Annotated in this window: 17 protein-coding genes and 3 tRNA genes; 10 read left to right on the top strand and 10 right to left on the bottom strand. The window is 71.6% G+C overall.

The features are described from left to right. The first annotated feature begins 66 nt into the window (after window positions 1-66). Window positions 67-660 carry a C39 family peptidase gene (locus ACLJOU_RS06210; RefSeq protein WP_410563980.1) on the top strand — a complete coding sequence of 198 codons (594 nt, stop codon included), beginning with the start codon at window positions 67-69 and terminating at the stop codon, window positions 658-660. Here the strand turns inward: ACLJOU_RS06210 and ACLJOU_RS06215 are convergent. The 6 genes from ACLJOU_RS06215 to ACLJOU_RS06240 form a co-directional block, all read right to left on the bottom strand. Next, complete coding sequence (locus ACLJOU_RS06215) at window positions 657-1934, bottom strand: alpha/beta hydrolase family protein (protein ID WP_410564759.1); 1278 nt, start codon at window positions 1932-1934, stop codon at window positions 657-659. The genes ACLJOU_RS06210 and ACLJOU_RS06215 overlap by 4 nt on opposite strands. Before the next feature lie 48 nt (window positions 1935-1982). Beyond that, window positions 1983-2549, bottom strand: a complete 567-nt coding sequence (locus ACLJOU_RS06220; protein ID WP_410563983.1) for an ArsR/SmtB family transcription factor — start codon at window positions 2547-2549, stop codon at window positions 1983-1985. Between the two features lie 93 nt (window positions 2550-2642). Beyond that, the gene (locus ACLJOU_RS06225; RefSeq protein ID WP_410563985.1) at window positions 2643-3170 is read right to left on the bottom strand and encodes a hypothetical protein; all 528 of its coding nucleotides are present in this window, start codon (window positions 3168-3170) and stop codon (window positions 2643-2645) included. An 87-nt stretch (window positions 3171-3257) separates the two neighbouring features. Then, window positions 3258-5792 carry a trehalose-phosphatase gene (gene otsB / locus ACLJOU_RS06230; RefSeq protein ID WP_410563987.1) on the bottom strand — a complete coding sequence of 845 codons (2535 nt, stop codon included), beginning with the start codon at window positions 5790-5792 and terminating at the stop codon, window positions 3258-3260. Window positions 5793-5825: 33 nt separating this feature from the next. Next, entirely contained in the window at window positions 5826-7268 is a 1443-nt protein-coding gene (locus ACLJOU_RS06235) for a trehalose-6-phosphate synthase (RefSeq protein ID WP_410563989.1), read from the bottom strand. Window positions 7269-7350: 82 nt separating this feature from the next. After that, complete coding sequence (locus ACLJOU_RS06240) at window positions 7351-8850, bottom strand: threonine/serine exporter ThrE family protein (protein WP_410563991.1); 1500 nt, start codon at window positions 8848-8850, stop codon at window positions 7351-7353. Between the two features lie 180 nt (window positions 8851-9030). Between ACLJOU_RS06240 and ACLJOU_RS06245 the strand changes: the two genes are divergently transcribed. The 6 genes from ACLJOU_RS06245 to ACLJOU_RS06270 all read left to right on the top strand — a co-directional run bounded on the left by ACLJOU_RS06245 (window position 9031) and on the right by ACLJOU_RS06270 (window position 12851). Further along, window positions 9031-9103 (top strand) — tRNA-Thr (locus tag ACLJOU_RS06245). Window positions 9104-9355: 252 nt separating this feature from the next. Further along, window positions 9356-9424: transfer RNA gene (locus ACLJOU_RS06250), tRNA-Trp, on the top strand. Between the two features lie 56 nt (window positions 9425-9480). Continuing rightward, a tRNA-Glu gene (locus ACLJOU_RS06255) sits at window positions 9481-9552 on the top strand. Window positions 9553-9829: 277 nt separating this feature from the next. After that, on the top strand, window positions 9830-10696 hold the full coding sequence (locus ACLJOU_RS06260; RefSeq protein ID WP_410563994.1) for an alpha/beta fold hydrolase: 867 nt from the start codon (window positions 9830-9832) through the stop codon (window positions 10694-10696). A 110-nt stretch (window positions 10697-10806) separates the two neighbouring features. Next, window positions 10807-12204: an MFS transporter gene (locus tag ACLJOU_RS06265; protein WP_410563996.1), complete on the top strand. Its 1398-nt coding sequence runs from the start codon at window positions 10807-10809 to the stop codon at window positions 12202-12204. A gap of 14 nt (window positions 12205-12218) precedes the next feature. After that, complete coding sequence (locus tag ACLJOU_RS06270) at window positions 12219-12851, top strand: TetR/AcrR family transcriptional regulator (RefSeq protein WP_410563999.1); 633 nt, start codon at window positions 12219-12221, stop codon at window positions 12849-12851. 90 nt (window positions 12852-12941) lie between these two features. Here ACLJOU_RS06270 and ACLJOU_RS06275 read toward each other — a convergent pair whose 3' ends face one another. From ACLJOU_RS06275 to ACLJOU_RS06285, 3 genes are all read right to left on the bottom strand, one after another. Further along, window positions 12942-13118 carry a hypothetical protein gene (locus tag ACLJOU_RS06275; RefSeq protein WP_410564000.1) on the bottom strand — a complete coding sequence of 59 codons (177 nt, stop codon included), beginning with the start codon at window positions 13116-13118 and terminating at the stop codon, window positions 12942-12944. A gap of 199 nt (window positions 13119-13317) precedes the next feature. Further along, complete coding sequence (locus ACLJOU_RS06280) at window positions 13318-15024, bottom strand: SMI1/KNR4 family protein (protein ID WP_410564002.1); 1707 nt, start codon at window positions 15022-15024, stop codon at window positions 13318-13320. Window positions 15025-15083: 59 nt separating this feature from the next. Beyond that, a complete protein-coding gene (locus ACLJOU_RS06285; RefSeq protein WP_410564005.1) occupies window positions 15084-17282 on the bottom strand; it encodes a tetratricopeptide repeat protein in 2199 nt (732 codons plus the stop codon). A 380-nt stretch (window positions 17283-17662) separates the two neighbouring features. On the opposite strand from ACLJOU_RS06285, the gene ACLJOU_RS06290 reads away from it, so the two are divergent. Both ACLJOU_RS06290 and ACLJOU_RS06295 read left to right on the top strand, forming a co-directional pair. Further along, window positions 17663-18649 (top strand): hypothetical protein, encoded by a 987-nt coding sequence (locus ACLJOU_RS06290; RefSeq protein WP_410564007.1) that lies wholly within the window; start codon window positions 17663-17665, stop codon window positions 18647-18649. 198 nt (window positions 18650-18847) lie between these two features. Further along, window positions 18848-19690, top strand: a complete 843-nt coding sequence (locus tag ACLJOU_RS06295; RefSeq protein ID WP_410564009.1) for an ion transporter — start codon at window positions 18848-18850, stop codon at window positions 19688-19690. Here ACLJOU_RS06295 and ACLJOU_RS06300 read toward each other — a convergent pair. Beyond that, entirely contained in the window at window positions 19679-20380 is a 702-nt protein-coding gene (locus ACLJOU_RS06300; protein ID WP_410564011.1) for a TioE family transcriptional regulator, read from the bottom strand. The genes ACLJOU_RS06295 and ACLJOU_RS06300 overlap by 12 nt on opposite strands. 17 nt (window positions 20381-20397) lie before the next feature. Between ACLJOU_RS06300 and ACLJOU_RS06305 the strand changes: the two genes are divergently transcribed. Further along, window positions 20398-21390: an erythromycin esterase family protein gene (locus ACLJOU_RS06305; protein ID WP_410564014.1), complete on the top strand. Its 993-nt coding sequence runs from the start codon at window positions 20398-20400 to the stop codon at window positions 21388-21390. The last annotated feature ends 93 nt before the right edge of the window (window positions 21391-21483 follow it).

A 21483-nucleotide genomic window follows, 5' to 3' on the forward strand; every position in this document is an offset into this window, starting at 1 on the left:
GTTCTGCCGAGATCATCCCGAGGTGAGGTGCTGGCCAGCCGGTGCCACAACTGGGGAAGGATTGTCATGCGCAGATTCCGCCTGGGCTTCGTCGCGCTCGTGGCCGCCATGGGGCTGGTCGCCCTGCCCGCCGTGGCCGAGGCCGCCACCGAAGCCGTGCTCAACGTCCAGTACCAGGTGCAGCAAACCGGCTACTGGTGCGGGCCGGCCGCCACGCGGATCGCCCTGTCCGCGCGTACCTCGAACCTGCCGAGCCAAGCCACCCTGGCCGCCCAGCTCGGCACCACCACCAACGGCACCGACTGGGTCGGGCAGGTCACCGGCGTCCTCAACCGGGACCTCGGCACCTCCTGGTACGAAACCAAGGAGATGCCGAACGACCCGCCCACCCAAGCCCAGCGCGATCTCCTGTGGCGCGACATCGTGCTCGACATCGACAACGGCTACCCGATCGTCGCGAACATCGTCGCGCCCGCGAACAACCACCCGCCGGGCTACCCGAACTACACGGTCTACCACTACTTCACCGTCATCGGGTACGACAGCTCCCACATGACCGTCAAGATCGCCGACCCGGCGAGCTTCGGCGGGAACCAGCTCTACTGGCTGACCTTCAACCAGCTGGCGACGCTGATCCCGCCGAAGGGCTACTCCGCCTAGACACCCAGCAGTCCCCAGTAGACCGCCCACGGGACGAACACCGCACCGCCGGCCAGCAGGACGCCGAGCCGGACACCACGGGTCCGCCACCACGCCACCGCCGTGCCGATGGTGGCGGCCACCGTGCCCAGCGACAGCAGCTGCAGCGCCAGCCACGGCAGCGGGCGCCCGAGGACCACCGGGCCGAGTCCCTTGCCCATGCTCAGCTGGATCAGGACGTCGAGGACCACGAAGCCGAGCACGGACAGCAAGCCGAGGACCGACAGCCAGCGGGCCGGGCGCGCGATCCGGCGGACCAGGCCCGAGCCGAACGCCGCCAGCAGCAACACCAGCACGGCGAGCTGCAGCCACAGGGGTTCGTACCAGGCTAGCGGCGTCACGTCGGTGCTCGGCCGGTCCTGCGCCGGTGGTGCGTCGGCCGTCGACGCGGTGGGCTGGTCGTGCACCCAGGTGCCCACCAGCTCGAGGTAGCCGGGCGCGTACCCGGGCAGCTTGTCGAAGCCGTCGGTGGTGCGGCGGAGCTGGTGCTGCGCGTCCGGGAAGACCCGCAACGTGTGGTGCGCCAACGACTCCCGGAAGATCCGGACGGCTTCACCCGGCGGCGTCAGGACGTCCTTCGCGCCCCACAGCCCGAGTACCGGCTGGCGCAGGCTCTTCAGCACCGGCACCGGGTCGTAGTGCGCCTCCGGGAACACGCCGCCGCCGACGAGCTGGCGCATCATCGTCGACGACGCCATCCGCACGATCGACCCGTCCATTCCCAAGCGCCGCAACTGGTTCTCCACCGCCCACGCCTGCTGCCGCGACGGCTCGACGCCGTTCGCGCCCAGCGTCACGACGAAGGCGACGTCCGAAGAGCGCGAAGCCGCCAGCGGCGCCACCCAGCCGCCTTCGCTCAGCCCCCAGACGCCGACGCGAGCCGGGTCGACGTCCGGTCGCTTCCGCAGCGCCGCCACGGCGGCGAGCGCGTCGTCGGCCAGCGTCGAGTACGACCGCGAGAACTGCGAGTAGCCTTCGGTGCGCTTGTCGTAGATGAGGGTCGCGATGCCTTGCCGCGCAAAGGCTTCCGCCTGGTCGCGGTAGTCCTCCCGGCTGTGCGGCCCCGACCCGTGGACCATCACCAGGCCCGGCAGTTTCGACCCGCCCGGTGGGGCGACGACGGTGCCGTGCAAGGTCACGCCGCCGTTCGTGAACGTCACTTCGCCCGCCCCCGCCCCCGCCGACGCCGCCGATGCCGACGCCGGCGGCGCCAACGCCGTGACGGCCAGGATCACCCCGGCCAGTAGTGCCCCTCTTCGCATGGAAAACCCCCTGGTGTCATGTCATTCCCCTGGATCCGGGAACGCGAGCCAGCGCACGAGCACGCGCCGCGCTTCCGGTGACCGGTCGTCCTCGCTCCGCCAGTACCGGCGGTACAGCTCCATGTAGTCGTCCCAGAACTGCTTGAGCTCCTCCGTGGTGAGCCACGTGCCGCCGCGCGCGTGGAGCAGCGCGTCCGGCCAGTCGCCCGGCAGTTCGTCGCGCTGTTCGGCGAACCGGTTGAGCTTTTCGAGGTCGTCCTCGAACCCCTGGCGCTGCATGTCGTCGAACAGCACCCGGGATTCGGCGCTCTGGGCACTGCGGCGCGGCCAGCGGATGTCCCGCGGCCGCGTCCGCCACCACCGTTCCTTGCCCCGCGCGAGCTCCGGGGCGTCCTCGACGAACCCGAAGCGGGCCAGTTCCCGCAGGTGGTAACTGGTCGCGCCGGTGTTCTCGCCCAGTGCCTTGGCGAGCTTCGTGGCCGTCGCCGGGCCCGCCGACAACACGCCGAGGATCCGGCGGCGCAGCGGGTGCGCGACGGCCTTGAGAGCGTCCGGATCGAGCTCTTCCGGTGGTGGAGCGCTGGTCATGGCCCCACTGTAGCCATGCAAAGAAAAATGTGCAAAGAAATCTCTGCAAGTTGGCGCAGACGTCGGCCACGAAGCGGCCTGTCTAAAGTGGACTTACCAGATGGGGTGGTCGCTGTACTTCCGCAGTGTCTGCACCGACGGCCGCACGTAGCTCATCCCGGCCACCAGCCCCAGGGTGGCGAAGGCGAGCGTCGAAACCGTCGTCAGCAGGTCGGGGGCCTGCAGCTCCGGGGTCTCGTGCCAGACCCGGAAGACGATCGGCACCGCGAACGAGCCGAGGATCAGCAGCAGCGTCAGGAAGTAGGTGAACAGCAGGGCCCCGCGGGTGGCGGCGGCGCTGGCCACCACCAGGTAGTCACCGCGGAGGCAGCGGCGGCACGTCAGCACCAGGACGGCGAGCGCGAGCACGCCCAGCGGCGGGAGCACTGCCGCGGCCTTGCCGAGGAGCGTGTCGGGGAAGGCGCGGCCGTGCACGATGCCCTGCAGGTAGGTCGTGAGCCCGAACAGGAGCACCATCCCGGCGATCATCGAGCAGCCGACGACCACCGAGCCCCAGCGCACCCGGTCGGCGAACCGCGGGGGCAGCGGCACGAATTCGACCTGGCCGAAGGTCCCCTGCACCCGTCTCACCTCCGAACGCCGTGAAGGCCACAGTAAGGGACTAACCGTCCCCCAACGTGGCCTTCACGGACTTTCGGACCGAAAGGGCTAACTGGCCGCCAGCAAGTTGGCGCACCGGATGAGCCCGATGTGCGAATACGCCTGCGGGTGGTTGCCGAGGGACCGTTCCGCGATCGGGTCGTACTGCTCCGGCAGCAGGCCGGTCGGGCCGGCCGCCGCGACGATCTGGTCGAACAGCTCCTGGGCCTCGGTGCGCCGCCCGGTGAGCAGGTACGCCTCGATCAGCCACGCCGCGCAGATGTGGAACCCGCCCTCGCCGCCCGGCAGGCCGTCGTCGCGGCGGTAGCGGTACACAGTGGACCCGCTGCGCAGCTCCGCCTCGATCGCCGTCACCGTCTGCTGGAACCGCTCGTCGGCCGGGTCGATCAGGCCGGTGAGCCCGACGAACAGGGAGGCCGCGTCCAGGTCGGTGCCGTCGTAGGCCGTGGTGAAGGCCTGGACTTCGTCGTTCCAGCCGTGCGTGAGGACGTCGGACTTGATCTCCTCGCGCAGGCCGGGCCAGTTGCCGGGGATCTCGCGGCCGTACTGCTCGCCCAGCTTGATGGCGCGGTCGATGGTCACCCAGCACATCACGCGGGAGTAGACCCGGTGGCGCGGCACGTGCCGCTCCTCCCAGATCCCGTGGTCCGGCTCGTGCCAGCGCCGCGTCACGGCTTCCGCCATCGCGCGCACCATCTGCCAGTCCTCGTCGCGCAGCTCGCCGCGCGCCGACGCCAGCGTCTGCACGAGCTCGACGACCGGGCCGAAGACGTCCAGCTGCACCTGGTGGTTCGCCAGGTTGCCGACCCGGACCGGGCGGGACCCGGCGTAACCGGGCAGCGATTCGATGACCGCCTCGGCGCCGATGACGCTGCCGGCCAGGGTGTACAGCGGGTGCAGGCGCTCCGGGCCGGCCAGCGTGGCGAGCACGCCGTGCAGCCACCGCAGGTAGCCCTCGGCCTCCTCGATCGAGCCCAGGTGCACGAGTTCCCGCACGGTCATCGCGGCGTCGCGGATCCAGCAGTAGCGGTAGTCCCAGTTGCGGACGCCGCCGATCTCCTCCGGCAGCGACGACGTCGCCGCGGCCAGCACGCCGCCGGTGTCGGTGTTGACCAGCCCGCGCAGCGTCAGCGCCGAACGCAGCACCAGGTCGGTCTGCACCGTCGGCAGCTGCAGCTTCGACGTCCACTCGCTCCAGTAGCGGCCCGCGCGGTCCCGGCGTTCCACTTCGGACAGTTCGTGCGCGCCGAGGTCCGTGGTGCCGCAGCGCAGCTCCAGCACGACCGGCTGGGTCGGCGTCGGCTGCACGAGCGCGGTCGCGGTGTCGTGCAGGCCGTCGGAGGTGATGGTCCACTCGACGCCGGGCGAGTACAGCACGAACGGCTCCGACGTGCCGAGCACCCGCACGCCGCCTTCGGTGATCTCCAGCTTCACCGGCACGCCGCCGAATTCGGGCCGCGGCGCGAACTTGACGCTGGCCGCCGCCTCGCCCGAGATCACGCGCACGAGGTCCGTGCGGTGCGGCGCGCTCTCCGGCTCGAGGTAGTCGGTGACGAGCAGGCGCGACCAGCGCGTCTCGACCGTCATCGTGTTCGGCAGGTAGCGCTGGCCGAGCGGGAGGCCGTTGCGGTGGGGCTTGATGGAGAAGTGGCCGGCCCCCTCGCCGCCGAGCAGGTCGGCGAACACCGCGGGTGCGTCCGGCCCGGGGTGGCACAGCCAGGTCAGCTTGGCGTCCGGCGTCAGCAGCGCGACCGAGCGCTCGTTGGCCAGCATCGACAGCCGCTCGATCGGCGGGGCGGACTCGCCGTACAGCCAGTTGCGGCGTTCCTCGAGGAGGAAGCCGAGGACGAGGGCGACGTCCACGGTGTCGGGCACGCGGAACCCGGCGAGGGTCTCGCCGTCGCCGACCTTGATGCCCAGGTCCGGCCCGGACAGCCGGGCGAACGCCTTCTCGTCGGTGACGTCGTCACCGAGGAAGATCGCCGCCGTGGCGCCGACCTGGTGGCGGAGGATGTCCAGTGCGCGGCCTTTGTCCGTTTGAACGACCGCCAGCTCGACCACCTCCTTGCCGTCGGTGGTCGACACGCCCTCCCAGGTGGACGGTCCCGAGTGCACGGCGGCCAGCACGCGGCGGCCCGCCTCGTGCTCGGCTCGGCGTACGTGCACCGCGATGCTCGCCGGCTTGACCTCGAGCGACACGCCCGGGACGTCCAGGACGAGTTGTTCGAGCTCGGACTCCAGCCGCCGGTGCAGCTCCCGCGCCTTCTCGTCGAGGGCGTGGATGAAGCCGATGTCGAACTCGGAGCCGTGGCTGCCGACGAGGTTCACCTCGGACGGCAGCCGCGAGAGCGTGGCCAGGTCGCGCAGCGCGCGGCCGGAGATGACCGCCGTGGTGGTCTCGTGCAGACCGGCGAGCGATCTGAGGGCCCCGACGGACTCGGGCAGCGGGCGGGCCTCGTCCGGGTTGAGCGTGATGGGTGCCAGCGTGCCGTCGTAATCGCAGGCGACCAGCAGACGCGGCGTACGGGCGATCTGGACGATCGCGCGCCGCAGCTCGGCGGGCAGGGCCTCGGCAGTCAACACTCCTCCTCAGGAGCTCGTGCGTGGTCGTTCGGGTCAATCGACCGCTTCGGCACCCAGAGCCTGTAGGAAAGAGCGCGCCCAACGATCGACATCGTGCGTGAGGACCTGGCGACGCATGGCGCGCATCCGGCGACGGCCCTCAGCCGGGTCGAGCGTAATGGCAGCCACTAGGGCGTCCTTCACCCCGTCCAGGTCGTGGGGGTTGACGAGGAATGCGCTAGAGAGCTCGGCGGCCGCGCCCGCGAACTCCGAAAGCACCAGCGCTCCGCCCAGGTCGTGCCGGGCGGCGACGTACTCCTTGCAGACCAGGTTCATGCCGTCACGCAGCGGCGTCACCACCATGACGTCGGCCGCGGCGAAGAAACCGGCCAGTTCCGTGCGGTCCACGGACTGGTGCAAATAGTGCACGACCGGGTGGCCGACGCGGGAGAACTCGCCGTTGATCCGGCCCACCATCTGCTCGATCTCGCCGCGCATCCGCTGGTAGTGCTCGACGCGCTCGCGGCTCGGGGTGGCCAGCTGGACGAACGTGACGTCGTCCGGCTGCAGCCTGCCCTCGTGCAGCAGCTCGTGCAGCGCCTGCAGCCGCAGGTCGATGCCCTTGGTGTAGTCGAGCCGGTCGACGCCGAGCAGGACGGTCTTGGGGTTGCCCAGGTCGCGCCGCAGCTGCGCGGCCCGCTCCTGGACGCCCTTGGTGCGCGCGAGGCTGTCGAGACCCGCCGCGTCGATGGAGATCGGGAACGCACCGACCCGCACGGTCCGGTCGCCGACCTGCATGGTGCCCGGCCGCGACCGGACGCCGACCGCACCGCGCGTCGACTCGAGGCCGATCAGCTGGCGGCACAGCCACAGGAAGTTCTGCGCCCCGCCGGGGCGGTGGAAGCCGACCAGGTCGGCGCCGGTGAGGCCGCGGATGATCGCGGCGCGCCACGGCATCTGCATGAACAGCTCGACCGGCGGGAACGGGATGTGCAGGAAGAAGCCGATGCGCAGGTCGGGGCGCAGTTCGCGCAGCATCGCCGGCACCAGCTGGAGCTGGTAGTCCTGGATCCACACGGTCGCGCCCGGGGCGGCCACCTCGGCGCTGGCCTGGGCGAACCGGCGGTTCACCTTGACGTAGCTGTTCCACCACGCGCGGTCGAAGACCGGGCGCTCGACGACGTCGTGGTAGAGCGGCCACAGCGTCGCGTTGGAGAAACCTTCGTAGTAGTCGCGCACTTCGTCGGCGCTCAACGAAACCGGGTGCAGCACCAGGCCGTCGTCGTCGAATTCCTCGACGTCGACGTCCGGGATGCCCGGCCACCCCACCCAGGCGCCCTTCCTCGACCGGAGGAACGGCTCCAGCGCCGAAACCAGGCCACCCGGGCTGGCCGTCCAGCGGCGCTCGCCTTCGGCCGTGCGTTCCAGGTCCACCGGTAGCCGGTTCGCCACCACGACGAAATCGGCCTGGTTCGAGTTCTCCTTCTGGTCACTCACGTCGCCTGCTCCTCGCGTTCTGGGTCGCGGCCCCAGAGTGAAACCCTATCGCGTGAGCGATGAACATTCGGTGACCGCGGTATTACTCCAAGCTTCGTTCGGTCGGTTCGAGCGGACCAGCCATGCGCGGTCCGGCGAACCGCCGCTCGAGCCGGCCCAGTCCGGTGCGCACCGGCTGGGCCAGCCATTCCCCGAGTACCACGCCCGCGGCCAGCGCAAGCCCGATTGCGACGGCCGTCATGAGCGTCGAGATGTCGCCGCTCGGCTCCACCCCCATCTGGTACAGACCACGGTAGGTCGAAAGGCCGGGAAGCAGCGGAGTGATCCCGGACACGGCTACGACCAGTGGAGTAACGCCGAGCCGCCGCGCGAGCACCCCACCGCAGAACCCGACCAGCGTGGCGGCCACCGCGGACGAGCTGACGCCGTCCAGCTTGGCCAGCGTCAGCGAGCCGTAGACGGCGGCGCCGATGCCGCCCGCGGCCGCCGCGACCAGCATGGCGCGCACCTTGGCGTAGCTCGCGAGCGCGAAGCAGGCGGAGGCGCCCGCCCCGCCGAGCACCACGAGCGGCAGCTGCTGCGGCGTCGACCCGGTGACCTCGGGCAGCGGCGTGCGCGGCAGCCCGAGCATGACGGCGATCCGCAGGGCGAGCACGACCCCGGAGATCAGGCCGGCCGACATGAGCACGGTCTCCATCGTGCGGCCGGCCGCGGTGACGTTGTAGCCGGTGATGGCGTCCTGCACGGCCGACACGGTGGAGAGCCCGGACAGCAGCACGGTGACCGCGGCCGCGACGACCAGCGTCGGCTTGTCGGTGGTCAGGACGTTGCTGCTGACGATGACCATGGCCGACAGCGTCGCGACGAGGCCGCCGATCACCTGCTGGAAGAAGAACGGCAGCCCGTAGCGGTTCACCACCCGGCCGACCCGGTCGATGACGCCGCTGATGACGAACGCGACGAGCGCGATGTCGAAGCCGCCGCCGAGCAGGATTGTGACGAACGCGGCGACCCCGCCCCAGGACAGCGTCGCGACCCAGCGCGGGTACGGGTGCGGCGCGGAGGTGATCCGCTCCAGCTCGGTCTGCGCCTGTTCGGCCCCCATGTGCCCGCGGACGATCTTGCGGACGAGCTTCTCGGTCTCGGTCAGCCGCGTGTAGTCGAGGCTCCGGCTCCGCACGACCCGCAGCGCGGTGATCGGCGTCAGGTCCGTGCCGCGGTGACAGGTCACGGTGATCGAGGTGAAGATGACGTCGACCTCGCAGTGCGGCAGCCCGAGCGCGCCGGCGATGGAGAGGATCGTCGCGGTGACGTCCGACGCGCCGGCGCCGCTGGCCATCTGGACCTCGCCGATGCGCAGGCTCAGGTCGAGCACGAAGTTGACGGTGGCCTCGTCGGGCAGCTGCGGCCCCATCGCCTCGGCGGCGTCGACGGCGGGGAACTCCCCGGTCGGCGCCTCGAGGACGTGCCACGGGCGGCGCTTGAGCAGGTTCGGGTGGTGGGCCCGGGGGCGTTGAGCGGGAGGTTCCAGGACGGGCCATCTGGTCACCCGGCCCCCGTTGGCGCGCTCGTTGATCTTCATGATCCATCCACCTCCTCGCTCGTTCCCCGATGACCATCGACGGCTACCCACCGGCCGTTGCACGGATCATGGAGTGGCGTCCGCCACGTCGCTCCATAGTGGCGGCGCCCTGCGGCGGCTGCCTCCCGAACCGATCACGACGGGCGGCTCGGTACACTGTGTCCGGCGCCTCGGCGCCAGGCCGGTATAGCTCAGCTGGTAGAGCATCTGTCTTGTAAACAGAAGGTCAGGGGTTCGAGCCCCCTTGCCGGCTCCCTGGAAATGCGGTTGCCCGATGTCTACGGGTGCGTGATGATGGCTCCACACCACAGAAACATCGGGAGTGATCATGACGCACGCGGGGATGCGAGAGGCGTGGCGCGCCGAAGCCGTCGCCTGTGCGATGCCTGCGCGTCACCAGCGGTGGCATGGTCTTCCCGGCTCCTCGCCATGACGTAGTCCGCGTCGTGGTCCGGAGCCGCCCGTCGGGGGAACCGACTCGGGCGGCTTTCTCTTTTGTTCTTTTATCGGCGTGCTTCGGAAGCGGCGCGGTTTCCAAAACCGCGGCCCGAGGGTTCGACTCCTTCCGCCGGTGCCCTTTTTTCCTGCGCTCGTCTCGGCCGCAACAGTGCGGGCGACGCGAGCGCGCTCGGCGCGTTGGTCCAGCGGTACGGATCCCTGGTTCTCACCCGGGAGACCCGGGTTCGACTCCCGGACGCGCTACTCGGGAGACGCGCCGGAGCGCGGGTGATCCTTCGATCGCCCCGGTGGGTTCGACACCCACGTCTTCCACCGTGGCCGATGCCGAAGGAGACGAGGCCCCAGGCTGTGGCCCCGGGCGAAGCCGGTGCGAGTCCGGTCGGCCACTCACGCGCGCGGCTCGGCAGCCAGCGGGGCCTCATAAGCCCCGCTGACGTGGATCGACACCACGGCGCGCGACCGGAATTGTCGGTACCCCCGGCTAACGTCCTCGGCAACAGCTGAACCAGGGGAGGAAGCCATGAGCACCACGTACACACTGGAAACACCCGAAGCCGACATCGTCTACGACGTCCACGGCCCGGCGCCCGACGAGAGCCCGCGGCCACCGCTGCTCATGATCGGGCAGCCGATGACCGCCGAGGGGTTCGGTGCGCTCGCGTCGCACTTCGCCGACCGCACAGTGGTCACCTACGACCCGCGGGGCCTCGGGCGCAGCGTCCGCAAGGACGGCCGCGAGGACCACGTGCCCGCCGTGCAGGCGGAGGACATCCACGCCGTGGTCCAGGCGCTCGGGGCCGGTGCCGTCGAGGTGTTCGGCAGCAGCGGCGGTGCGGTCGCCGCGCTCGCGCTCGTCACCGCCCACCCCGGGGACGTCCGCACCCTGGTCGCCCACGAGCCGCCGCTCGTGCGGACGCTGCCGGACGCCGCCGCGGCCGAACGGGCCTGGCAAGCCGTGCGGGACGCCTACCAGGCCAAGGGGTTCGGCGCCGGGATGGCGGCGTTCTTCGCGATGACGTCGTGGCCGGGCGAGTTCACCGACGCCTACTTCGCGCTCCCGCCCGCGGATCCGGCCCAGTTCGGCCTGCCCACCGACGACGACGGCCGTCGTAACGACCCGTTGCTCACCGACCGCACCCTCCCGGTGACCACCTACCGGCTCGACGTCGAAGCGCTGGCCGCGGCGCCGACGCGCATCGTCATCGCCGTCGGCGAGGAGTCGCGGGAGGTCTTCACCGGGCGTGCCGCGGTCGGGACGGCGGCGCTGCTCGGACAGGAGGCCACCGTCTTCCCCAGCCACCACGGCGGTTTCCTGAGCGGCGAGTTCGGCTACGCCGGCCAGCCCGAGGCGTTCGCCAAGAAGCTGCGGGAGGTGCTCGAAGGCTGAGCCCGCTCTTTCCGGCACCCGGAGGACTCAATCAAACGTCTGGTTGACAGAGTCCTTCGGGTGGTTGACCATGGCTGCGTCACGGTCACTGCGGGGAGAAGAGGTACGGCGTGGAGAAGCACGCGCTCAGGTGGTGGGCACTGGCGGTCGCGGTGCTCGCCGTGCTGGTGGACATGATCGACAACCAGATCGTCGCGGTGGCCCTGCCGACCATCCGGCGGCAGCTCGGCACCGGCGAGTCCGCCCTGCAGTGGATCTCGGCCGGGTACGCGCTGGGGTTCGCGCTCACGCTGATCACCGGCGGCCGGCTGGGTGACCGCCACGGGACGAAGAAGCTGTTCGTCGCGGGCATGCTCGTGTTCACCGGCGCCTCGCTCGCCGCCGGTCTCGCCGGGCACGCCGGGGTGCTGATCGCCGCGCGGGTGGTGCAGGGCGTCGGCTCGGGCTTGATGGTGCCGCAGGTGCTGTCCTTCATCCACGCGGAGTTCGGCGAGCAGGAGCGTCCGAAGGCGATGACGTGGTACGCGGCCGCGTTCCCGGTCGGCGGGCTCGCCGGGCCGCTGCTGGGCGGCGCGCTGACCGAGGCCGACCTGTTCGGCACCGGCTGGCGGGCGATCTTCCTGGTGAACCTGCCCATCGGGGTGCTCGCCCTGGCCGGTGCCGTGATCACCATGCCGGGCCGGCCGGGGTTCGTCCGGCACCGCATGGATCCCGTCGGGCTGGCGTTGCTGACCGCCGCGTTGTTCGCGGTGTTCTACCCGCTGGTGCAGGGGCGCGAGCTGGGCTGGCCGGTCTGGTCGATCGTGCTGCCGGCCGCCGCCGTCCCGCTGGCCGGCGTGTTCGCGTGGCACCAGCGGCGCCTGTTCCGCCGCGGCGGAGAGCCGCTGCTCCCGCCGGACCTGCTGCGGCACGTCGCCGGCAGCCAGGCCGTCCTGCTCTGCGTCGACACCGGCGTCGGGGTCTTCTTCGTCCTGACGCTGCACCTGCAACTCGGGCTCGGGTTCTCACCGTGGGAGGCGGCGTTGACGTTCGCGCCCTCGACGCTCGGCATCGTCGCGGGCAACGTCCTCGCCATGCGCTTCGCGCCGAAACTCGGGCGGGCGTTCACCGCCGGTGCCGTCGCGGTGTTGCTCGCCGGGCTCGTGCTGCTCGCGGTGCTGGTGTCCCAGTTGGACACCGCGTTGAGCGGATGGGCCTTGCTGGTGCCCGTGCTCGCCGTCGGCCTCGGGATGGGTGCGGTGCTGAACGCGTTGTTCGCCGCGTCGATGGCGGGGATCCGGCCCGAGCGGGCCGGTGCGGCGTCCGGCGTCGTGAACACCACCGTCCAGCTCGGCACGGCGACCGGGATCGCCTTGTTCGGCACGGTTTTCTTCGCCCGGCTGGACAGCGGGTCCGTCTCCGCGACGGTGGGCGCGCTCGCGGTCAGCGCCGGCGTGCTCCTGCTGGCTCTCGTGCTGACGGCCACCCTGCCTCAACCGGCTGTTCCGCAGAGTCAAGCGGTTGGTTGACGTATAGTCGCCGCGTGACCGCGCCGAAGCCCCGCCGTTCGCCGAAACCGCAGGAGCGCCGACGGGACCCCGAGCGCACCCGCCGGCTGATCCTGGAGGCGGCCGGCGCGGAGTTCGCGGCGAAGGGCTACGCCGGGGCGCGGATCGCGGCGATCGCGGCGCGCGCCGGGGTGAACCAGCAGCTGATCTCGTACTACTTCGACGGCAAGGAAGGCTTGTACCGGGCGCTGTCGGAGGGGTGGGGCCAGCGGCAGGGGGAGCTGGCGGCGCCGGACCTGCCGCTGTCGGAGCTGGTGCGGCGGTTCGCGCTGGAGGCACTGACCAGCCGCGACGGCGTGAAGCTGCTGGCGTGGTCGGGCCTGGAGTACGCGGGCCCGGACACCGACCCCGACCACGGGCCGCGAACCCGGCGCCTGACGGGGACGGTGGAGCAGATCGCGGCGCTGAAGGCCGAAGGCCGCCTGCCGGAGTGGGTGGATCCGGCGAGCCTGACGGTGCTGCTGATGGCGGCGGCGATGGCCCCGGTGACGCTGCCGCACGTGGTGGACGGCCTGACCGGGAAGCCGGGCGACTCGCCCGAGTTCGTCCGGCAGTACGCCGACCAGCTGGCCAGGCTGATCGAGCACCTGGCGGCGGAAACGCCCTGACCCGCCGCGGGAGAACGCGCGGCCGCGAGCCTCGTCCGAGTGGCCCTGGCGTGCACCCACCCACGACCACCGGCACCGCGGCCAGGAAGCTCAGTGCGCAACGGGTTCGGCGGAGGCGGAGGCGGTGGCGGCCGGAACGGCCGCGCCGGAGCCGGGCGTCGTCGCCGGTGCGGCGGGCCCGGCCAGCGCCAGCCCGGCGACCAGCGCCAGCATGACGATGAACAGGGCCGTGCGGATGAGGGCGGAAACGGAACAGACGACCATCATGGCAGGCTCCTCGTGATTTCCCCGAATCACCGGGGTTCGATTCATTTCGCGGTCCGCTGCGAAATTCGGTCTGCATTGATGGTGCGCCTCCGAAGCCGGGTGCGACAAGGCGTTTCCCGTTGCCGGAAACAGCTCTGCCTCGGGAAACCCCGGCCAACGGCACAGGCGGCGGGCTCGGCCCCCGAAGCTCAATGGGTAGTCATGGCGGCCACCTCACGACGAATTGGGCTTTCCCGGCGTTGATCGCCGCGGCGGGCACCTTCGCTACCTCCCGACACGCGGTGGCCGGTAAGTGTCCAGCTTTTGACCCGTTTCCACGCGGTGTCAGGCCAGGACGCCGGAGAACTCGGTCACCGTTCCCTCGGGAGCGCGCTCGTCGAAGGCGGCGCGCAGTTCGTGCATCTCCCGCAGCGTCGTGCGGCCCGCCACGAACAACGCCGCCAGGCGCGGCAGCGGCCGGCCCGAGGCGAGCAGGTCGCGCACCTGGTCCGTGTCCAGTTTCAGCACGCGCAGGGCCGGCAGGTCGCAGACCGGCCCCCAGTCCGGCACCGCGCACCTCTCCAGGCCGAGCCGGGTCAGGCGCGGCAGGGTTGCGCAGCACCGTGAGGTCGAGCGGCGCGCCGACGCCCGTCAGCTGGAGGTCCCAGAGCGCCGGGTGCCCGGCGACCGCGGCGAGGTCGACCCGGTCCGCGGTGATCTGCAGCGACTCCAGCACTTCGAGCCCGCGGATCGCCGGAGTCACCGCCCGGGCGCGGTTGACGTGCAGCGAGCGCAACGACACCAGGGGTTCGAACACGGTGAGATCGACGTCGCCGGCGTCGTTGAGGTAGACCTCCTGGACCAGGTCGCGCTCGGGGAGCCCGGCCACGGTCGCCGTCAGGTCGATGTCGGCCGCGTTCGAGATCACCTCGTCGTACGACCGCGCCGGATCGCCGCGGAGCTCGGTTTCCGGGGCCACGGAGGGTACGTCCCAGTCCTCGTACCGGCCGGCTCGCAGCGCCTCGACGACCTCGGTGAGCATGGTGGTGACCGACGGCGACACGTACCGCAGCGGGCCGTAGATGTCCCGGCCGTACTCGAGGACCTGGCCGGGCCGCCCCCGCTCGGCGGGGTCGAGGTCGGCCGCGAGGTAGTTGCCCGAGCGGTCGCTGCCGAAGGTGACCCACCAGTCGTTGCGGGACAGGCGTTTCACGTGTCCGGCGGGTGCGGTCTCGAACACCACGCCGTCGTCGTCCGGTTCGTCTTCCCAGCCGTAGGAGCCGGGATCGCCCTCCAGGTAGCGGTCGACGAGCACCGTGAGGGAATCGTGGGAGTAGGGGCCGAGCAGGCCGCTTTCCTCCGGGTCGCCGTCCGCCACGAGGTACAGGGCGCGCAGGTCCTCCGGCAGCCGCACGCCGATCCGGGCTTCGGCGGCCGCCAGGTCGGCCTCGGTCCGCCCGGCGGGCCACGGCGGCGGACCGCCCTTGATCGCGGTGTACCGCTCGGCGAACTCGCCGGTCAGCCGGGTCACCTCGGCGCGCACGGCCGGATCGGTCGGTGCTCCGGTCGGCTCGGCGGCCGCGGGCCGGGGCAGGCCGGGCCGCGGGTGCCCGGGGTAGCGGAACCCGGCGTCGAAGACGAGCCGCCCGGGGGACACGGCCGCGACATCCGGCCGCGCGGTGAACGTGTAGCCGCCGTCGGCGTCCAGCCGCACCTCCAGCGCGGAGGGTGGACGGTCCCGCAGAAGTTCGGCAATCGCCAGGAAGTCGACGGAGAGGTTTCCCCGCCGTTCGCTCCAGGCGCAGCTCGAAACCACGCCGCCCGTGTGCCGCAGTTGCAGGGTGGCCGGCGCGGTACCCGCGCTGTTGCGCAGCGCTTCGGCCATGGCTCTCGCGATTTCGCCGAACCCGGCGCCCCCGGTGATCATGTCGTGGAGCCTAGCGACGGGGTCCGACAAAAACCGGAGGCCGGAGGATCACCCGCCGGTCACTCCGCGAAGGCCGGCCGGTTCCGGTACTCCGCCTCGCCGAGCACCGCCGGGTTGAGCGTGACCCGGTACTCGGCGGCCTCCGCCCACCAGCGGGACGCCGTCGCGCGGTCGCCGCGGGCGGCCGCGGTGTTTCCCAAGCCCGTCAAGGCGCGGGCCCGCTCGTACTCGCTGCCCGCGTCGTCGGCGACCTCGGCCGCCCGGTGGTAGCAGCGTTCGGCGTCCGCCGAGTGGCCGGCGCGGAAGTGCACCCAGGCCTCGCAGTTGGCCGACATCGCGCGGTCCACCGGCAGCTGGGCGAGCGCGGCCGCCTCCGCCGCGGCGGCCAGCGCCTCGGGGAACCGGTCCAGCGCCGCCGAAGCGAGCGCGATGCCGCGCAGCGCGATCACCACGTTGCGGGTGCGGCCGGTCCGGCGGTAGACGGTCAGCACCGTCGCCAGGTCCGCCAGCGCCGGCTCGGCTTCGCCGCGGTACAGGCGCGCCCACGCCAGGCTGGACAGCGCGTCGATCGTGCCGCGGTCGTCGCGGGCCAGCGCGAACTGCTCCTGGGCCTGCTGGTGGAGGCGGACCGCGTCGTCGGGACGGCCCGCCTCGAGGTGCGCCATGCCCAGGTTGTTGAGGATCATGCCCGTCGCGCTCGGGTCGCCGGCCGCCCGCGCCGCGGCCAGCGCGCACTCGTGCGTGCGGATCCAGGGCTCGAACAGCTTCTCGCGGAAGAAGAACGCGCGGAGCACGAAGGCGAGCTGCCAGCAGCGGTCGTACAGCTCGTGCCGGGCCGCGGTGCCGACGATGTCGGCGAGCGCCGGCCACTGCGCGCCCAGCCAGGTGAGCGCGCCCTCGGCGTCGGAGAACGGCACGCCCGACGGCGCCGGCAGGCCGGTGGCCGGGCGGAACCGGTAGGGCTCGGCGAGTTCGTCGGCCGCCACCGTCATCGCGACGAGGTGCTCGACCAGCCGCCGCACGGCGACGTCGCGCTCGCCCGGCGCCACCTGGGGAAGCGCGTGCCTCGCCGCGAAGGTCCGCATGAGGTCGTGGAGTTCGACGTACCCGCGTTCGTCGCGGACCACCAGGTGGGCGTCGTGCAGCCGGTCCACCAGCCGGTCGACCTCGCCCGCCTCGAGCCCGGCGAGCGCCTCGACGGTGCCGGTTTCCGCGGCGGCCGCGGGGTGCAGGGCGAGCAGCCCCAGCAGCCGCCGCTGGTCGCCGGGCAGTGCTTCGTAGGAGACGGCGAACGCGGTCGCGACGCTCCGCTCGCCGTCCTCCAGCGCGCCGAGCCGGGTGGTCTCGTCGGCCAGGCGGTCACGCAGTCTCGCCGCCGTCCAGCCGCCGGCGACGAACCGGGCGGCCACGATCCGCACCGCGAGGGGCAGCTGCCCGCAGTGCCGGACGATCTCGGTCGCCACCGTTTCGTCTTCGGGTGCGCGGTCGCCCGCGACGGACCGCAACAGCCGCACGGCGTCCGCGGCCGGCAGCACCCCGACCGGGAAGTGCCAGGCGTCGTCGAGCGCGGGCAGCCGGCCCCGGCTGGTCACCAGGATCCGGGACGGCGTCTCGCCGTCGACGATGCCGCGGATCTGTTCGGCGGAACGGACGTTGTCGAGCACGAGGATCATCCGCCGCCCGCGCAGCTGGTCGCGGACCAGGTTGGCCAGGCCGTCGTCGTCGGCCGGGAGCTGGTCGGCCGGCACGTCCAGCAGCCGCAGCAGCCGGTGCAGGGCCTCGCCGGGCGAGAGTTCGACGGCGCCGGGCGTGTGGCCACGGAGGTCGAAGAACAGGCAGCCGTCGGGGAAGGAGTCCGCGACCCGGCGGGCGGCGGCGACGGCCAGTGCCGTCTTGCCGGCTCCGGCCATCCCGTGCACCACGCCGACCCGGCCGTCGTCCCGCCCCCGGAGCAGCGCGGAAAGCGCTTCGAGTTCGGTGTCGCGGCCGACGAAGTACCGGCCGCTGTCCGGCAGCCCGACGATCCCGCCCGCGCTGCGGCGGCCGGTGAATGTGGTTTCCGCGACCAGGGCGAGCAGTTCTCCGCCCGCGCCCAGCGCCTGGTCGCAGGCCTTGGCGAGGTCCCGGTTCACGCGGACCTTGCCGTTCTCCACCTTGCTGAGGTAGCCCTTGGTGAAATGCACGGACGCCGCTAGTCCGGTCAGTGACATGCCGACCGACAACCGTCGACGCTTCAATTCAGCTCCAAAGTCCGGCATGGGTCGATCATCCTGTAATCGGCGAACGGGGGGAAGGTCTGCCGGCGGCCCGGGCCCGCCGGCGACTCGCTGGTCAGCCCAGGAGGGACACCAGCTGGCCGAGCACGATGACGAGGTGCGTGTGCATCGCGTTCCCCTTTCCGGATCGCCGTCGCCGCGCTTTTCCGTGCGGCGACTTCCTTGGTTGCCGAAGGATTTCGACGACACAAGCTTGACCCGGCGAATTGCCCGGCGACAGACGTTTCCCGTTGCCTGTCGGGGGAAACCGTGGACCTGCGCTGTTTCCCGCATCCGGAAACAACCGGAAACAGGTGACGCCGTCGTGGTGGACGGCGAAGATGGGTAGACTTCCCCGCAACGACCAAGACGGAGGTGGCGGCTTGGCTCAGGAGGCGGCCGAAGCGAAGATCATCGCTCTCTCAACGGAGCTGAAACTGCTTCGCAAGGGGCTCGGCATCCAAGCGAAGACCCTGCCTGCGCTCGTCGGCGAACAGTTGCGCGAAGTGTGCGGTGTCGGTGAGGACGACAACCCGGGAACGGTGCGCGGCAAGGTGGTGGAAACGCTGCGCCGGCTGATCGAGAAGCTGCCCGATTCGCAGCGGTCGACGGCGCGGATCGTGCTGGGTTTCGGTACCGGCGCGAACGAGCGCTACACGCAGCGTCTGGAGCGGCTGGGTTCGGGCGCGGACCGGAACGTGCGGACGATGCAGCGGCGTGCCGACGACGTGATCTACCTGCTGGCGGAGGCTGCGTATGGGGCGCCGTCGCCGTATCGGGGTTTCTCGGACCTGAGCCAGGACGGTCCGTGGCACACCTCGGCGCTGGCGGTGCGGCTGACCTTGACCGGCGTGGCGGCGGCGGAGGTGTTCGAGACGCGCCGGGTGGTCAGTCACGTCGCGGGGCTGGCCGAGGTGGAGCACGCGATTTCCCTGGCCCGGCCGGCGAGCACGGCGGGGCAGCCGGATCTTTCGGGTCTGGGGATCGACGTGGTCGCCGGGGGCGAGGTGCATTCGGTGCGCATGGTGAGTTCGTCGCGGGTGGCGTTCACGCTGCGGCCGCCGCAGCCGCTGGACGCCGGGGACGAGCACGAGTTCTTCTTCCGGATCCGGGTGGCCGAGTTGCCGTCGCCGTTCTACTGCTGCACGCCGGAGTTCCCGTGTGAGAGTTTCGACCTCAACGTCCGGTTCGATCGGGCGAAGCCGCCGCAGCGGGTGTGGCGGATCGACGGGGAGTTCTCCAAGGACGCCCAGGATCCGCTGACCGCGCGCAAGCCGTTGTTCCTCGACAACGCGGGCGAGGTGCGCACGGGTTTCCACAACCTGCGGCCCGCGCGGTCGTACGGCGTGGGCTGGCAGCCCGCTTCTTGAACCACCAGCCGCCGCATCCCCGGGAGCCGGAGCGGGCCGGCTGTGCGGTGTGCGCTCCATGCTCCTCCTCGCCGTGACCGCCACCGTCCACGATGCCCTATCAGGAGGGGTCGCAACGCGACGAAAAGCGGACAAAAACCGGACAGCGGGACCGCGGTCCTACCCGGCTGATCAGCGGTGCCCGTGCCATCATCGGGCATGGTCACTCGTGAACCCGAGCTCAACAGCGGCATCCTGCCCGGGAACGTGCGCGCCGACGACTGGATCATGCTCCTGCTCGCCGCCGGTTCCGCCGGGTTGCTGGGGTTCATGGTCCTGAGCCCGCCGTCCCGGGACGCGGGCCTGGTGATCTTCTTCGTCGACTGCGGGATCTGCGCGGTCTTCCTGCTCGAGTTCCTGTGGCGGTGGCGGAAACGGCGGTGGGCGAAGAAGTTCCTCGTGCGCAACTGGTACGAGCTGTTCGCGATGATCCCGGTCGCGCACCCCGCGATGGCCGCGCACAAGTTCGTCAGCGTCGTGCTGCTGCTGGTCCGGATCGGACGGGCGGCGGACCGGGCCGTCGGCGAGCAGTTCACCTACCGGCTCGTGGACAAGCTGTCCGAGCCGATCGTCAAGGCGATCAAGAAGCCGGTGACGATCGCGGTGCTCGACGAAGTCGTCAAGGTGCTGGAAACCGGCAACTACCCGGAGAACCTGGCGAAGTCGCTGGGCGCCCACAAGGACGAGCTGCGTTCGATCATCGCCGAGAAGATCGCCGTGGATCCGCAGCTCGGGAAGCTCAAGCGGCTGCCCTTCCACGACGAAATCGTGCGGGCCTGCGTCGACACCTCCTTCCGCGTGCTGCTCGAAGTCCTCCTCGACCCGCGGATCGACGACTTCTTCTCCGCCGTGGTCCGCGAAAACCGCGAGCAGATCCGGTTCGCCGTGCAGCTCGGGCTCAACGAGACCGACGACGAGGACGAGGAGAAGCTGCTGCCGGCGCGCACCCAGCGCTCGGCCGCGCACGAGTACGACCGGCTGCACCCGGGCTCACGACCGTGACGCCAGGTACGCGCCGAGCCGGGCGGCGGCGTCCAGCATCGCCAGGCCACGCGCGGTCAGCTTGTCCTGCCAGGTTTCGAGCGCCCGGGCCAGCGATTCCGTGCCGCCCGCGGTGCGGACCTGCTCGACGACCGTCGCGATGCGGGTGAGCGGGTAGCCGCCGCGGCGGAGGAGGTGGGCCAGCTCGGCGTCGCGGACGTCGGCCGCGCGGAACACCCGGTAGCCGGTGGCCCGGTCGCGCGCGGGGACCAGGATGCCCGCGCGTTCCCACGCGCGGATCGTCGCCGCGGTGACGCCGACGCGGTGCGCCAGCTCGCCGACGGTCCGCGCACCCCCGGCCGGTTCCGGGACCGCCCCGATCGGCAGGGAGCCGATGGCCGCGCGGACCGTGTTGAGGGTTTCGCGATCCCGCAGCAGCTGCTCGTGGCCGCGGTCGACGAGCGTCAGCGCACGCTCGACGTCGGCGGTGTTGACGGCGTGCATGATTCCGCCCGCCGTCGCGTGCCCGTACGCCTTGACCAGCGCGAGGAACGCCCGCAGCGCCGCCGCGTGGACCTCGGTGTAGACCCGGTAGCCGCTCGGTGTGCGCGAGGCGGGCGGGAGGAAACCGTCGCGCTCGTAGTTCCGGACCGCCTGCGTGGAGAGGCCGTGTTCGCGCGCGAGATCAGCGGGTCTCAATCGGGAGTTCAAGGATACGATTCAACCACATGGACATCGCCGACTTCACCGCCGAACTGCTCGCACTGGGCGAGCCCACCCACTTCGAACCGGCCTTCGCGCGCCTGCGCAACGACCTGTTCGCCCGGCTCGCCGCGCACGGATTCCGGTCGATCGCCCTGGAGACCGACCGGGTGGCCGCGCTCGACGGCGGCTTCTCGCACGACCTGGGCGAAGTGGCGGCCAACCGGGAGTTGCTGCAGTGGTTGCGCGAGTACAACGAGACCGCGGACGAGCCGCTGGCCTGCCACGGCTTCGACGCGCCGATGGAGATGTTCAGCGCCCCCAGCCCGCGCGCCTACCTCGAACACGCCCGCGACTACCTCGGCCTCGACGTCGACATCGCGGCCTTGGCCGGCGACGACGAGCGGTGGAGCCGCTCCGAGGCGATCCTGGACCCGGCGGCTTCGCCGGGCGCGTCGCCCGAGGCCCGCGAGCTGCGGGTGCTCGCCGACGATCTGCTCGTCGCCCTCCGCGCCCGGGCCCCACGGCTGGACGCTGCCTGGCGGCGAGCCGAGGTGCACGCCATCGCGGGACGCGGCCTGCTGCGCTACCACGCGGCGTCGGCCGAACCCGGGGACCGGGACACGAGGATCGCGCGCCTCGCGGGCCTGCGCGCGGTGCTCATGGCGGAGAACCTCTTGGACATCCGGGCCATCGAGGCCGGCCGCGGCCCGACGCTGGTGTTCGCGCACAACGGCCACCTGCAGCGCTCGGGCTCCGGCGCGGGCGCGATCGTCGGGGCGCTGCTCGGCGACCGGTACGCCTTCGTCGCCGGCAGCCTCGGCCACAGCGAAGCGCTCGGCCTCGGCGAACCGGCGCCGGACACGTACGAAGGCCGGCTGCAGCCGGGCACGAAGACCTGGCGGCTGGCCGAAGTCCCGGCCGGCCGGAAGCGCACCGACACCAAACCGGAGCGGGGCTACTTCGGGCTCGACCAGGACGTGCTCGACGGCGCCGCCGCGGTGTGGCACCTCGCCTGACACCGCGGCGGCCGGCCGTCCCGAGCGCCCCAATGTGGCCTTCGGTGCGTGAGACGCAACCAAGGCGGCCTTCGGTGCGTGGGACGCACCGAA

The organism is Amycolatopsis sp. cmx-4-61 (assembly GCF_046548775.1).
Lineage (GTDB): Bacteria > Actinomycetota > Actinomycetes > Mycobacteriales > Pseudonocardiaceae > Amycolatopsis.

Coding starts and splice junctions, on each gene's coding strand:
- ACLJOU_RS06260 (WP_410563994.1), top strand. CDS start 9,830: ATGAGCACCACGTACACACTGGAAACACCCGAAGCCGACATCGTCTAC.
- ACLJOU_RS06210 (WP_410563980.1), top strand. CDS start 67: ATGCGCAGATTCCGCCTGGGCTTCGTCGCGCTCGTGGCCGCCATGGGG.
- ACLJOU_RS06240 (WP_410563991.1), bottom strand. CDS start 8,850: ATGAAGATCAACGAGCGCGCCAACGGGGGCCGGGTGACCAGATGGCCC.
- ACLJOU_RS06295 (WP_410564009.1), top strand. CDS start 18,848: ATGGTCACTCGTGAACCCGAGCTCAACAGCGGCATCCTGCCCGGGAAC.
- ACLJOU_RS06305 (WP_410564014.1), top strand. CDS start 20,398: ATGGACATCGCCGACTTCACCGCCGAACTGCTCGCACTGGGCGAGCCC.
- ACLJOU_RS06280 (WP_410564002.1), bottom strand. CDS start 15,024: ATGATCACCGGGGGCGCCGGGTTCGGCGAAATCGCGAGAGCCATGGCC.
- ACLJOU_RS06275 (WP_410564000.1), bottom strand. CDS start 13,118: ATGATGGTCGTCTGTTCCGTTTCCGCCCTCATCCGCACGGCCCTGTTC.
- ACLJOU_RS06220 (WP_410563983.1), bottom strand. CDS start 2,549: ATGACCAGCGCTCCACCACCGGAAGAGCTCGATCCGGACGCTCTCAAG.
- ACLJOU_RS06285 (WP_410564005.1), bottom strand. CDS start 17,282: ATGCCGGACTTTGGAGCTGAATTGAAGCGTCGACGGTTGTCGGTCGGC.